This window comes from Bradyrhizobium sp. P5_C11_2 (assembly GCF_054049755.1).
The window spans coordinates 24727-38221 of the sequence record NZ_JBFULT010000002.1 but is presented as its reverse complement, the minus strand read 5'-3'; the positions used below and the strand labels follow the sequence as shown (position 1 = coordinate 38221).

Genomic DNA, 13495 nt, shown 5'->3' with positions numbered 1-13495 from the left:
TAATGCCCGTCTCCCGCCGCTCGCTCCTCAAGGCCGCCGCAGCAATGCCGGCGCTGTCGTTCCCGGGCATCGTCCGCGCCGAATCCCAGACCACGCTGCGCTTCATCCCCGTCATCGATCTCGCCTTCGTCGATCCCATCTATTCGACCGCGCAGGTGTCGCGAAACCACGGCTTCATGGTCTACGACACGCTCTACGGCATGAGCTCCTCGCTCCAGGTCTCGCCGCAGATGCTGTCGGGCCAGGCCATCTCCGGCGACCAACTGCAATGGGACCTCACCCTGCGTGACAGCCTGTTCTGGCACGACGGCGAGCGCGTGCTGGCGCGCGATTGCGTTGCGAGCATCCGCCGCTGGGCCGCTCGCGACGGGTTTGGCGGCGAGCTGATCGAGGCGACGGCAGAACTGTCGGCCGCTGACGACCGCACCATCCGCTTCCGCCTCAAGCGTCCGTTCCCGCTGCTGCCGCAGGCGCTCGGCAAGGCCGCGATCAACCCCTGCTTCATGATGCCCGAGCGGCTGGCGAGCCAGGATCCGTTCAAGCCGTTGACCGAAGTGATCGGCAGCGGCCCGTTCCGCTATCTCGCCGACGAGCGCGTGCAGGGCGCCCGCAACGCCTATGCCAAGTTCGATCGCTATCAGCCGCGCAGCGACGGCAAGCCGGATTGGACCGCGGGCCCGAAGATCGTCCATTACGACCGGGTGGTCTGGACCACCACGCCCGATGCTGGCACCGGCGTCGCCGCGCTCCAGACCGGCGAGCAGGACTGGCAGGAAACCACGCCGCACGATCTGCTTCCCGTCATCAAGGCCGCCGGCGACATCGAGACGCGCATCCTCGACCCCCGCGGCTACGCCTGCATGCTGCGCCTCAATCACCTCCAGCCGCCGTTCGACAATCCCGCGATCCGCCGTGCGCTGCTGGGTGCGATCGATCAGTCCGCCTTCATGACCGCGGTTGCCGGCACCGATCCGGCCTTCCAGGTCTCGCCAATCGGCTACTTCGCGCCGGGCACGCCGATGGCCAGCGACGTCGGTCTCGACGTCTTCCGCGGGCCGCGCGATTACGCCAAGGTCAAGGCGGATCTGAAGGCCGCTGGCTACAACGGCGAGAAGATCGTGCTGCTCGTCCCCACCAATTCGCTGGCGCAAAAACCGCTCGGCGAGATCGCCGTCGACAGTCTGCGCAAGGCCGGCATGAACGTCGAATATGCCGGGCTCGATTTCGCCGTCGTGTTGCAGCGCCAGCTCAAGAAGGATCCGATCGGGCAGGGCGGCTGGAGCGCGGCGGTCGGCAACTGGCAGGGCATCGACTGGCTCAACCCGGCCGGCAACACCAACATCCGCGGCGAGGGCAAGGTCGCCGGCTGGTATGCGAGCGAGAAGATGGGGACCTTGCGCAGCCAGTGGCTGGCGGCCGCCGAGCTTGCCGAGCAGCAGCGCATCTGCCGCGAGATCCAGGCGGTGGCATTCGAGGAAATCCCCTATATTCCAATCGGCCTGTACAAGCAGCCGACCGCCTATCGCAAAGCCATCACCGGCATTCTCGACGGCACCGCCGTCTTCTGGAACGTACGCCCCGCATGAGCACCACAGCAATCTTCGGCAGCTATGTGCTGTCACGGAAAGACGGCGCGCAGGACGTGTTGCGCGACCATTGGGTCCTGGTCGAAGGCAAGAAGATCGCCGCGATCACGCGCGACAGGCCGCGTGCGGATCAAACTTACGACCGTCCCGGCCGCTTCGTTCTGCCGGGCCTGCTGAATCTGCACAATCACTGTTTCAGCGAGGCGGTGGCGCGCAGCCACAGCGAGGACGGCAACGGCCGCAAGAACAACCAGAGCATCGTCTACACAGTGCTGCTGCCGCTGACCAAGCGCGGCGCCGATATCTTGTCGGCGGAAGAACGCATGGCGGTCGCGCGGCTCGGCATCCTCCAGCTCCTCAAGGGCGGCGCCACCACGGTGATGGAGCCGTTCCGCAATTCGATCCCCGAGATGTTCGACGCGGCGGAAGAGATGGGCATCCGCTTCTACGGCGCGCCCTATCTCTTCTCCACCTCCGACGCCAAGGCCGGTCCGGACGGCGTGGTTCAGTACTCCGGCGACGACGGCGCCGCCGACATGGCGACGTGGGACGCGCTCTATCAGCGCTGGAACAATCGCGGCGACGGCCGCATCGGCCTCGCGATGAGCCCGCATGCGACCGACACCTGCGGCCCCGACCTGCTGAAGGCCTGCGCCACCCGGGCGCGCGAGCTCGGCGTGCCCATCACGACGCATATGGCGCAGAGCCGTGCCGAGGTCGAGACCATCGGCAAGCGCTATGGCGGCCGCACGCCGGCGCAATATCTCGACTGGCTCGGCCTGCTCGCGCCCGATCTCATGGCGGCGCATTGCATGTTCAGCACCGACGACGACCTCAAGCTGATGGCCGCGCGCGGCATGACCGTGCTGAACTGCCCGCGGGTGTTCGCGCGCGCCGGAATCACCGCGGCGTTCAGCCGGTTCGCAGAGCACGGCGTGCGCACCGTGGTCGGCACCGACGGCTACAACATGGACCTGCTCGGCGAGCTCAACGCCGCCTCGTTGATCTCCAAGGTCACATCCCAGCGTGCCGACGTCGCCAACTCGCCCGAACTGATCGAGGCGAATACGGCGATTGCCGCCGACGTCATCAGGCGGCCGGACCTCGGCCGGATCGAGCCGGGCGCGACCGCCGATCTCACCGTGGTCGATCTCACCCATCCGCATCTCCAGCCGCTGTTCGATCCGCGCCGCGCGCTGATCGCGCTCGCCAACCGCGCCAATATCGACCAGGTCGTGGTCGACGGCCGCGTGCTGGTCGATGCCGGCCGCTATGTCGGCGCGGATGAGGCGGCGATCACAGCGGCAGGCAGCGCTGCGATCGGCAAGATCTGGGACCTGCCGGAGGCGCAGGCCGCGTTCAACGGCTGAGGGTYGCCTTGTAGCTGGCTTTGCGAGCCGGATGGCGTCCGATCTTGGCAGCACAGTGCCCGGCCCCTCACCCGGATTGCTTCGCAATCCGACCTCTCCCCGCGACAGGGCGGGGAGAGGTTAAGACTCGCGGCACGCGACACCCGTTCAGCTGGCCTTTGGAGTGAGGGACGCGCCGCTCTCTCACTCCCTCGCCCCGTTCTTACGGCGAGAGGGTGGGGTGAGGGGCTGTCTCCGCAATCGAAACTCTCGATCTAATCCTCAAACTCCGCGAGCGACTTGCGCATGGTCTCGACCAGATCCAGCGCCACCGGCGAGGGGCTGCGCTGCGCCGGAAAGACCGCGGAGAATTCGAAGTCGATGCGCGGCAGGAAGCGGCGCACGACGACGCCGCGGGTGGAAAATTCCTGCGCGGTGAAGGGATCGCAGATGGCGACGCCAAGGCCTGACGACACCATGCCGCACATGATCTCCGACAGCGTGGTCTCGACCCTGAGCACGCGGCGGACATCGTGGCGATGGAAAACCTGGTCGACCAGGTGCCGGCTCGACGACCCCGCAGACAGCGAGATGAACGTCTCGCCCTCGAAGTCGCGCGGCTCCAGCACTTCCTTCTCCGTGAGGCGGTGACCGGTCGGCAGCACCGCGACGCGCGCCGGCGCTGGCAGCCTTTGGCTCGGCAGGCCGGAATGCGCGATCGGCACCTCGGCAAAGCCGACGTCGCACTGATTGTTCAGCACCCAGTCGACCACGATCGGCGAGATCACGCCGAAGAAGGCAAGGTTGAGGTTCGGCCGCTCCTTCAGAAAGTGACCGGTAAGCCGTGGCAGATAGCCGTTCGACAGCGCTGGCAGTGCTGCAATTCGCAATGAGCCGGTGCGGCGGCCGCGGATTTCTTCCGCCGCTGCGGTGATGCGTTCGAGTCCGACGAAGGAGCGCTCCACTTCGGTATAGAGCGCCATCGCCGCGGCGGTCGGCACGAGGCCGGTGCCGCGCCGTTCGAACAACTCCATCTTCAACAGCGCCTGGAGGTCGCGCAGCAACCGGCTGACCGCCGGCTGCGTCACGGTCATCAGCGCCGCCGCCTCGGTCACGCTGCCGGTCAGCATCGTCGCGCGGAAGGCCTCCACCTGCCGGGAATTGATCCGGGCCATCCCAAATTCCATTCATAACATTTAGGCATGCAGAGGGTGCCATTATTCATTGGACGATGGAAGCTCGGGTTTGCGATCTTTTTCATCAGGACTGGAGACAGCCCGCTTTTTCGGCAGATTGGAGGGGTTCAAACCTCCGGATCGCGTCAAAACCGCCGACCAGGGGCCGGAGCCCTGATCGGGGAGGCGTTTGCGCGGAAGGAAATGCGGCAACGCGCTTCAGCCAGCGAGACTCGTCGGCACGTCAGCTCATTCCGGTATTGGAGATCGGTCCACATGAAGACTCTTCGCCTTCTGACAGCGGTCAGCATCGCGGCGCTCATTGCCGCCCCGTCGGTCGCCTCGGCCCAGCAGAAAACCCTCTATGTCGCCGGCTACGGCGGCTCGTTCGAGAAGACCATCCGCGACGAGGTGATCCCCGCCTTCGAGAAGCAAAACGGCGTCAAGGTCGAATACGTCGCCGGCAACTCCACCGACACGCTGGCAAAGCTCCAGGCCCAGAAGGGCAACCAGCAGATCGACGTCGCCATTGTCGATGACGGCCCGATGTACCAGGCGATCCAGCTCGGCTTCTGCGGCAAGCTCGACGGGGTGCCGGCCGACCTCTACGACACCGCACGCTTCAAGGACGATCGCGCGGTGGCGATCGGCATCGTCGCCACCGGCCTGATGTACAACACCAAGGTGTTTGCCGAGAAGGGCTGGGCGCCGCCGACCTCGTGGAACGATCTGAAGGACACGAAATACGCCAAGCAGCTCGTCATCCCGCCGATCAACAACACCTACGGTCTCGAAGCGCTGGTCATGCTGTCGAAGATGAATGGCGGCGGCGAGTCCAACGTCGATTCCGGTTTCAAGATCTTCAAGGAGCAGATCAATCCGAACGTGCTCGCCTATGAGCCGTCACCCGGCAAGATGACCGAGCTGTTCCAGTCCGGCCAGGCCGTGATCGCGGTGTGGGGCACCGGCCGCGTGCAGAGCTTTGCCAATACCGGCTTCCCCGTCGACTTCGTCTACCCGAAGGAAGGCGCCGCGACGCTGCTGACGACGGCGTGTCCGATCACGAAGCCCAATGCCTCGCCGCTTGCCGGGAGCTTCATCAAGATGCTGCTCGACCCAAAAATCCAGCTCGTGCTGCTGAAGGACTACGGCTACGGCCCGGTGCTGAAATCGCTGGTGGTACCGCCGGAGCTCGGCAAGATGGCGCCGATCGGCGAGCGCGCGGCAAAGCTCTATAATCCGGACTGGACGGTCATCAACGAGAAGCGCGAGGAGTGGACCAAGCGCTGGAACCGCGAGGTCGAACGCTGATCGGTCATAGCGGAGACAGTGCCATGGCCTATCTCGAGCTCGATCGGGTCGGCAAGCAGTTCGGGGCGCAGACTGTGGTCGACGACTTCAGTCTGGCGGTGGGGAAGGGGGAATTCGTCTCCTTCCTCGGCCCCTCCGGCTGCGGCAAGACCACGACCCTTCAGATGATCGCGGGCTTCCTCGATCCCACGCGCGGCGCGATCCGGCTGGAGGGCAAGGACCTGGCCGCGATCCATCCCGCCAAGCGCGGGCTCGGCATCGTGTTCCAGAGCTACGCGCTGTTTCCGCACATGACCGCGGCCGAGAACGTCGCCTTTGGCCTCGAGATGCGGAACGTGCCACGCGCCGAGCGGACCGAGCGCGTCCGCTCCGCGCTCGCGATGGTCGGCCTCGCCGGCTATGAGGACCGCCATCCGCGCCGCATGTCCGGCGGACAGCAGCAGCGCGTGGCGCTGGCGCGCGCGCTGGTGATCAAGCCGAGCGTGCTGCTGCTCGACGAGCCGCTGTCCAACCTCGACGCCAAGCTGCGTGAGGAGATGCAGATCGAGCTGCGCCAGATCCAGCGCACCATCGGCACCACCACGATCCTGGTCACCCACGACCAGAACGAGGCGATGTCGCTGTCCGACCGCATCGTGGTGATGAGCCAGGGCAAGATCGAGCAGATCGGCACGCCGCAGGAGACCTACGAGCGTCCGGCCTCGGCCTTCGTCTCGCAGTTCTTGGGCAAGACCAACGATTTTGCCGCGACGGTCGATCGGACCGCGACGCCCGCGAAGCTGGTGGCGGGCTCCTGGAGCGCGCCGGCGCCGGCCGGTCTCAGTGGCCCCGTGACGGTCAGCATTCGCCCTGAACGTATTGGCTTTGGCGACGCGGGGCTCAACGCAAAAATCGTCATGCGCATCTTCCAGGGCAATCATTGGCTATTCCAGTGCGACAGCGAATGCGGCCCGGCGATCGTGATCCGCCAGAATGACGGTGAGCGGCAGCCGGCCGAAGGCGAGGCGGTCCGCCTTGCCTGGCGGCCGGAGGACATGAGCGTGCGCACTGGGGTTGCCGCATGAGCGCGGTCGCGGCCACGGCTCCGCAGGGTACCGCCGAGAAGCGCAATGCGCGCGCGCCATGGGCGCTCACCGCACCCGCCTTGATGCTGTTCGTCGGCGTGCTGCTGATCCCGCTGGCGATGACGGTGATGCTGTCGTTCCACGATTGGGGCCAGTACAAGGGCATCGAGCCGGTCTTCATCCTCAAGAACTGGCGCGAGATCGCGACCGATCCCTACTACGCCGAGATGTTCGGGCGGACCTTTCGCATCGCGATCCTGACCACGCTGCTCACCGCATTGTTGGGCGCGCCCGAAGCCTACATCCTCAACCGCATGAGCGGTCGCTGGAAGAGCTTCTTCCTGCTCGTGATCCTCGGGCCGCTCCTGATCTCCGTGGTGGCGCGCACGCTCGGCTGGGCGTTGCTGTTCGGCGGCAACAACGGCCTCGTTAACAAGCTCCTGATGTCGGCCGGGATGATTCGTGCGCCGATTCCGTTCATGTTCACCGAGACCGGCATGGTGATCGCGCTGGCGCATGTGATGATGCCGTTCATGGTGCTGTCGGTGTGGGCGGCGCTGCAGCGTCTCGATCCGCAGATCGAGAACGCCGCGATGTCGCTCGGCGCCGGACCTGTGACCATCATCCGCCGCATCATCATGCCGCAGATCATGCCGGGCGTGCTGTCGGGCGCGATCATCGTGTTCTCGCTCTCGGCCAGTGCCTTCGCGACGCCTGCGATCATCGGCGGCCGCCGGCTCAAGGTCGCGGCGACGCTCGCCTATGACGAGTTTCTCAACACGCTGGACTGGCCGCTTGGTGCTGCGGTCGCCACGCTGCTGCTGGTGGCGCTGGTTCTGATCGTGGTCGGCAGCAATGCGCTGATCGAGCGGCGCTATGCCGAGGTGTTCCGATGAGAAGGAACGGACCGCTGGCTCTGATCTTCCACACCATCTTCGTCATCGTCATGGTGGCGCCGATCCTGGTGGTCTGCCTCGTCGCCTTCACGCCCGAGGGCTATCTGTCGCTGCCGACCAACGGCTTCTCGCTGCGCTGGTTCAGGACCATCGCCAACTACCCCGAATTCATCCATGCCTTCTGGGTCAGCCTGGGGCTCGGGGCGCTGTCCTCCTTCGTCGCGCTGCTGTTCGCGGTGCCGGCGGCGCTGGCGATCGCGCGCTATCGCTTCCGCGGCCGCGATGCGCTTGCAGCTCTCTTCCTGTCGCCGCTGATGATTCCGCATGTCGTGCTCGGCATCGCCTTCCTGCGCTTCTTCACCTCGGCCGGGATGGGTGGCAGCTTCGCGGCGCTGATCATCGCGCATGTCATCATCGTGTTTCCGTTCGCGCTGCGGCTGACGCTGGCGGCCGCGACCGGCATGGACCTCTCGGTCGAGATGGCCGCGGTCTCGCTCGGCGCCGGCGGCTGGACGCTGTTCCGCCGCGTCACGCTGCCGCTGATCCTGCCCGGCGTCATCAGCGGCTGGGCGCTCGCCTTCATCCAGTCCTTCGACGATTTGACCATGACCGTCTTCCTTGCAGCACCCGGCACCGAGACGCTGCCGGTGCGCATGTTCCTCTATATCCAGGACAACATCGATCCGCTGGTGACGTCGGTCTCGGCCTGCGTGATCGCGATCACCATGACCGCCCTCATTCTGCTCGACCGCTTCTACGGGCTCGACCGTGTGCTCGCCGGCAAGGGCGATACGGGACGATAGGAGAACTCATGTCAGGGGATTACGACGTCGCCGTCGTCGGCGGCGGATTGCTCGGCTCCGCCATTGCCTGGGGCCTCGGCCGGCTCGGCAAGAGCGTCGCCGTGCTCGACGAAGGCGACATCACCAAGCGCGCCTCGCGCGCGAACTTTGCGCTGGTCTGGGTGCAGAGCAAGGGGCTGGGCATGCCGGCCTATACGGTCTGGACCGTGCAGGCGTCACAGGCGTGGAGCCGGCTTGCCGCGGAGCTGAAGCAACAGACCGGCCTCGATGTCTCGCTCCAACAGAACGGCGGCTTTCATCTCACGCTCGGCGAGGACGAATTCGGCCAGCGCACTGAACTCGTCAAGCGCATGCACAACCAGGCCGGTGCGGCCGACTACAAGATGGAGATGCTCTCCGCATCCGAGGTGAAGAAGGCGTTGCCGCTGATCGGGCCGGAAGTCTCCGGCGGCAGTTTTTGTCCGCTCGATGGTCACGTCAATTCGCTGCGCACGTTTCGTGCTTTCCACACCGGCTTTAGGGCATTCGGCATCGATTATTTTCCGGAGCGTCCGGTTTCGGCGATCAGCAAGAGCGGCGGTGAGTTCCACCTCACCACGCCGAAGGGCGAGCTCCGCGCCGCCAAGATCGTGCTCGCGGCCGGCAATGCCAACCAGACGTTGGCGCCGAAGGTCGGCCTCTACGCGCCGATGGGGCCGACCCGCGGCCAGATCGTGGTGACCGAACGCACCATGCCGTTCCTGCCGCATCCTTTGACCACGATCCGCCAGACCGACGAGGGCACGGTGATGATCGGCGACAGCAAGGAAGATGAGCTCGACGACCGCGCGCTGAAGCATTCGATCAGCGGCGTGATGGCCGATCGCGCGCAGCGCATGTTCCCGCATCTGGCGCGGCTCAACGTGGTCAGGAGCTGGGCCGGCATCCGCGTCATGCCGCAGGACGGCTTTCCGATCTATGACCAGTCGGAGACGCATCCCGGTGCCTTCGTCGCCTGCTGCCATTCCGGCGTGACGCTCGCCTCCAACCACGCCTTCGAGATCGCGCGCATGGTCGCAGCTGGCGCGCTCGAGCCGGAGCTGGTCGGGGCGTTCTCGGCAAGCCGTTTTGCGAGCGATCGCGCTGCGAACAACAGCGGCTACTAGAGATATCAAGGAGCCAAGAGGCATCCCATGTTTAGACGATCCGAACAGGACAAACGCCCGCAAGTGCAGATCTTCGTCGATGGCGTTGCCGTCGCGGCGCGACAGGGCGACACCGTTTCCGCTGCGCTGCTGGCCTCGAGCTGCGACGCACGGCGTTCGACCGCGGTGAGCGGCGCGCCGCGGCTGCCCTATTGCATGATGGGCGTGTGCTTCGACTGCCTCGTCACCATCGATGGCGTCGGCAATCGCCAGGGCTGCCTGGTGCCGGTCGCCGAGGGCATGCAGATCGAGATCCAGAAGGGCAAGCGGGAGATCGGAAAATGACCATGGCTCCCAAGCGCGAAGATTACGATGTGGTGGTGATTGGCGCCGGTCCCGCTGGGCTTGCTGCTGCCGCGACATCCGCCGAAGCCGGCTTGTCGACGCTGCTGCTCGACGAGAACATCGGCCCTGGCGGCCAGGTGTTCCGCGCCATTTCTTCGACGCCGGTGACCGAGCGCGATCAGCTCGGCGCCGACTATTGGGTCGGTGCTGACCTCGTGCAGTCGCTGCGCGCGAGCAATGCCGAGGTCATTCATCGCGCCACGGTCTGGAGCCTCGACCGCAATCTCGACATCGCCGTCTCCATCGGCGGCGCCTCGGCCTTCGTCAAGGCGAAGCGAGTGATCCTTGCGACCGGCGCGCTGGAGCGGCCGTTCCCGATTCCCGGTTGGACGCTGCCGGGCGTGATGACCGCGGGTGCCGCGCAGACCATGCTGAAATCGTCGGCGCTGGTGCCGGACGGACGCACCGTGATCGCGGGGCAGGGGCCGCTGCTCTGGCTGCTTGCCGCGCAGATCCTTCGTCTCGGCGGCCGCATCGACCGCATCCTCGACACCACCGAGCGCGGGAATTATTTTGCAGCGCTGCCGCACGCCTTCGCCTTCCTGACTTCGCCTTATTTCACCAAGGGCCTGTCGATGATGCGCGAGGTGAAGGCGAAGGTGCAGGTCGTCTCCGGCGTCACCGAGCTTGCAGCGTCCGGTGACGGCCAGCTCGCGAGCGTGAGCTATGTCGCGGGCGGCAAGCGTGAGACCATTCCTGCGGATCTGTTGCTGCTGCATCAGGGCGTCGTGCCCAACGTCAATCTGGCGATGGCGGCCGGAATCGAACACCGCTGGGACGAGCTGCAATTGTGCTGGTCGCCGGTGCTCGATGCGAGCGGCAATTCGTCGGTCGCCGGCATTGCGATTGCCGGCGATGGCGCCGGCATCGGCGGTGCCAATGCCGCCGTCGTCCGCGGCCGCGTCGCGGCGCGCGCGGCGGTGGAGGCGTTGGCGCCCGCGGCTGCTGCGAAGCTCCCGGCAATGGCGGCGCTCCGCGCCGATCTTGCCAAGGCCGAGCGCGGCCGCGTCTTCCTCGACACGCTGTTCCGCCCCGCGCCGCAGTTCCGCATTCCCTCGGGCAACACTATTGTCTGCCGCTGCGAGGAAGTGACAGCAAAGGACGTTCTCGATTCTGTCGCGATCGGTGCGACCGGGCCGAACCAGCTCAAGGCCTATCGCCGCACCGGCATGGGGCCGTGCCAGGGCCGGCTCTGCGGCCTCACCGTCACCGAGCTGATGGCGCAGGCGCGGGCCAAGAGCCCGCAGGAGATCGGCTATTACCGGCTGCGCGCGCCGGTGAAGCCGATCACGCTCGCCGAACTCGCCGCCGTTCCGAAGAGCGAAGACGACATCAAGGCGGTGGTGCGCGGATGACCAAAAACGTGGATGCGATCGTCATTGGCGGCGGCATCCACGGATGCTCGACGGCGCTGCATCTGTGCCTTGCCGGCCTGAAGCCGGTGCTGATCGAGAAGGACTATGCCGGCCGGCACGCCTCCGGCGTCAACGCCGGCGGTGTGCGCCAACTCGCACGCCACATCCCCGAAATTCCGCTCTCGATCCGCTCGATGGGAATCTGGGAGAAGATTTCAGAGCTCGTCGACGACGATTGCAGCTTTGAGAGCTATGGCCAGGTCCTGGTTGCGGAGAACGAGGACGAGCTTGCGGTCTGCCGCGCCCGCGTCGCCGAGCTGAACGCGCTCGGCTTCACCCACGAGGAACTGATCGACGCGACTGAACTACGTCGGCTGGTGCCGGCGGTGGCCGAGACCTGTCCGGGCGGCGTGGTGTCGCGCCGCGACGGCGCGGCCAATCCGGCGCAGACCACGACCGCGTTCCGGCGCAAGGCCGAACAGCTCGGTGCCAGTGTTCGCGAGGGCGTGGCCGCCAGCAACATCCGGTACAGCGATGGCCTCTGGCACGTCGATGTCGGCACCGAGAGTTTTGCCGCGCCGGTGCTGGTCAACGCGGCCGGCGCCTGGGCCGGAAAGATCGCGGCTGCGCTCGGCGAGCCGGTGCCGGTCGAGACCGTGGCGCCGATGCTGATGATCACCTCGCGCGTGCCGCACTTCATCGATCCCGTCGTGATCCTGCGCGGGCGAAAGCTCTCCTTCAAGCAATTCAAGAACGGCACCGTGCTGATCGGCGGCGGCCATCTGGCGACGCCCTATCAGGACCGCAACGAGACTGTGCTGGACTGGAAGAGCCTTGCGACCAGCGCCCGCACCGTGTTCGAGCTGTTTCCGGTGATGCGCAGCGCGACGATCGTGCGCGCCTGGGCCGGCATCGAAGCCAAGATGAAGGACGATATCCCCGTGTTCGGGCCGAGCTCCCGTCACAAGGGCCTCTATCACCAGTTCGGCTTCTCGCTGCACGGCTTCCAGCTCGGCCCCGGCGCCGGCGCCGTGATGGCGGAGCTGATCGTCAACGGCGGCACCCAGACCCGCGTCAGCGATCTCGGCATCGACCGCTTCCATCCCTCCACGCTCTAGCAACAAGAGGACATCATGAGCATCACCCGCAGCATCCGCACGCCCATCATGCACCGCGCCGTCGAAGCCAACGGCTTCGTCTTCCTCGGCGGCACCATCGCCGACGACACCTCGGTCTCGATGGGCGACCAGACCCGCAACATCCTCGGCAAGATCGCCGGCTATCTGAAGGAAGCCGGCACCGACAAGTCCCGAATCGTCAGCGCCTCGATCTTCGTCACGGATCTTTCCAAGAAGAAGGAGATGGACGCGGCCTGGACCGAATTCTTCGGCGACAATCTGCCCACCCGCGCCACCGTCGGCGTCGCCGATCTCGGCGGCAGTGCGCTGATCGAGGTGGTGGTCACCGCGCTCAAGGGCTGACCCGGTCAGTCCGATCTGGCGAACATCCCGACCAGGGTCTCGCGCAGCCAGCGCTGCGCGGGCACCGTGTCGTTGCGCTGGTGCCAGAACAGGCTGACGATGCGCGGCGGCGCCTGGAGCGGAAGCGGCATCGCGTGCAGCAACGGCGCATGGCGGGACTGCGAGCGCAGATCGCGCGGCAGCACGGCGATAAGGTCGGACTGCCGCACGATCTCGTAGGCGGCGCTGTAATGATTGACGGTCGCGACCACGTTACGCGACAGCCCGCGCGAGGCGAGGAACAGGTCGTAGGACGGCAGGGTCTTTCCGGCGAGGCTCACGTCGACATGCCCTGCGTTGAGGAAGGCGCGTGTGCTCAGCCGCTTGTTGACGGCGAGCGGATGATGGCGCCGCATGAAGCAGGCATAGTCGACGGTCCACAGCGAGCGTGAGCGAATGGCGGCCGGCTGCTGCGCCTCGTTGACATAGACGCTCAACACGCAGTCGACCCGGTTGTCCTCGAGCTGGTCGGCGATCTCCAGGATGGTGTTGGGTACGGTATGAACGCGTGCCTTCGGCGCCGTCTCACTGAGATGGTTCAGCAGGTTCGGCATCACCAGCGAGGCCACATAATCCGACATCGACAGGGTGAACTCGGTCTGCGCGCGGCCGGGATCGAACACCTGTCCGTCGAGCGCTCCGCGCACGCTCTCGAGCGCCTCGCCGATCGGCTCCCACAGCACCACGGCGCGCTGGGTCGGACGGATCCCGGTGCCCGACCTCACGAACAGGGGATCGCCGAGCGCGTCCCGCAACCGCGCCAGCGCGTTGCTGACCGCGGGCTGCGTCATCGTCAGCGCGTTGGCGGCGCGGGTGACGCTGCCCTCGGTCATCAGTGCCTCGAAGACTTTCAGGAGGTTGAGGTCGAGCGCGCGGAACGACACGAGATCATTCACCATGGTGATAT

13 protein-coding genes are annotated in these 13495 nt (G+C 66.1%); 11 read left to right on the top strand and 2 right to left on the bottom strand.

Annotated features, from left to right (window positions below):
• Positions 1–2: 2 nt before the first annotated feature.
• Together ACXJL8_RS00490 and ACXJL8_RS00485 are read left to right on the top strand one after the other, a co-directional pair.
• Complete coding sequence (locus tag ACXJL8_RS00490) at positions 3–1586, top strand: ABC transporter substrate-binding protein (protein ID WP_456620674.1); 1584 nt, start codon at positions 3–5, stop codon at positions 1584–1586.
• Entirely contained in the window at positions 1583–2956 is a 1374-nt protein-coding gene (locus tag ACXJL8_RS00485; RefSeq protein ID WP_456620673.1) for an amidohydrolase family protein, read from the top strand. The genes ACXJL8_RS00490 and ACXJL8_RS00485 overlap by 4 nt, the downstream gene beginning before the upstream one ends.
• Before the next feature lie 254 nt (positions 2957–3210).
• Here ACXJL8_RS00485 and ACXJL8_RS00480 read toward each other — a convergent pair whose 3' ends face one another.
• Positions 3211–4110, bottom strand: coding sequence for a LysR substrate-binding domain-containing protein (locus ACXJL8_RS00480; RefSeq protein WP_456620672.1), 900 nt, complete (start codon positions 4108–4110; stop codon positions 3211–3213).
• A gap of 276 nt (positions 4111–4386) precedes the next feature.
• On the opposite strand from ACXJL8_RS00480, the gene ACXJL8_RS00475 reads away from it, so the two are divergent.
• Genes ACXJL8_RS00475 through ACXJL8_RS00435 form a run of 9 tightly spaced genes read left to right on the top strand, consistent with a single transcriptional unit; the run spans position 4387 to position 12549 of the window.
• Complete coding sequence (locus tag ACXJL8_RS00475; RefSeq protein WP_456620671.1) at positions 4387–5421, top strand: ABC transporter substrate-binding protein; 1035 nt, start codon at positions 4387–4389, stop codon at positions 5419–5421.
• A gap of 23 nt (positions 5422–5444) precedes the next feature.
• Positions 5445–6485, top strand: coding sequence for an ABC transporter ATP-binding protein (locus ACXJL8_RS00470; protein ID WP_456620670.1), 1041 nt, complete (start codon positions 5445–5447; stop codon positions 6483–6485).
• Positions 6482–7381, top strand: coding sequence for an ABC transporter permease (locus tag ACXJL8_RS00465; RefSeq protein ID WP_456620669.1), 900 nt, complete (start codon positions 6482–6484; stop codon positions 7379–7381). The genes ACXJL8_RS00470 and ACXJL8_RS00465 overlap by 4 nt, the downstream gene beginning before the upstream one ends.
• Positions 7378–8184 (top strand): ABC transporter permease, encoded by an 807-nt coding sequence (locus tag ACXJL8_RS00460; RefSeq protein ID WP_456620668.1) that lies wholly within the window; start codon positions 7378–7380, stop codon positions 8182–8184. Before ACXJL8_RS00465 ends, ACXJL8_RS00460 begins: the two co-directional genes overlap by 4 nt.
• Positions 8185–8192: 8 nt before the next feature.
• Positions 8193–9329, top strand: coding sequence for an NAD(P)/FAD-dependent oxidoreductase (locus tag ACXJL8_RS00455; RefSeq protein ID WP_456620667.1), 1137 nt, complete (start codon positions 8193–8195; stop codon positions 9327–9329).
• Between the two features lie 27 nt (positions 9330–9356).
• A complete protein-coding gene (locus tag ACXJL8_RS00450; protein ID WP_456620666.1) occupies positions 9357–9653 on the top strand; it encodes a (2Fe-2S)-binding protein in 297 nt (98 codons plus the stop codon).
• Positions 9650–11068 (top strand): FAD/NAD(P)-dependent oxidoreductase, encoded by a 1419-nt coding sequence (locus tag ACXJL8_RS00445; RefSeq protein ID WP_456620665.1) that lies wholly within the window; start codon positions 9650–9652, stop codon positions 11066–11068. Before ACXJL8_RS00450 ends, ACXJL8_RS00445 begins: the two co-directional genes overlap by 4 nt.
• Entirely contained in the window at positions 11065–12186 is a 1122-nt protein-coding gene (locus tag ACXJL8_RS00440) for an NAD(P)/FAD-dependent oxidoreductase (protein WP_456620664.1), read from the top strand. Before ACXJL8_RS00445 ends, ACXJL8_RS00440 begins: the two co-directional genes overlap by 4 nt.
• Before the next feature lie 15 nt (positions 12187–12201).
• The gene (locus ACXJL8_RS00435; protein ID WP_038951035.1) at positions 12202–12549 is read left to right on the top strand and encodes a RidA family protein; all 348 of its coding nucleotides are present in this window, start codon (positions 12202–12204) and stop codon (positions 12547–12549) included.
• Positions 12550–12554: 5 nt separating this feature from the next.
• Here the strand turns inward: ACXJL8_RS00435 and ACXJL8_RS00430 are convergent, their stop codons facing one another.
• Complete coding sequence (locus ACXJL8_RS00430; protein ID WP_456620663.1) at positions 12555–13487, bottom strand: LysR family transcriptional regulator; 933 nt, start codon at positions 13485–13487, stop codon at positions 12555–12557.
• Positions 13488–13495 lie beyond the last annotated feature (8 nt).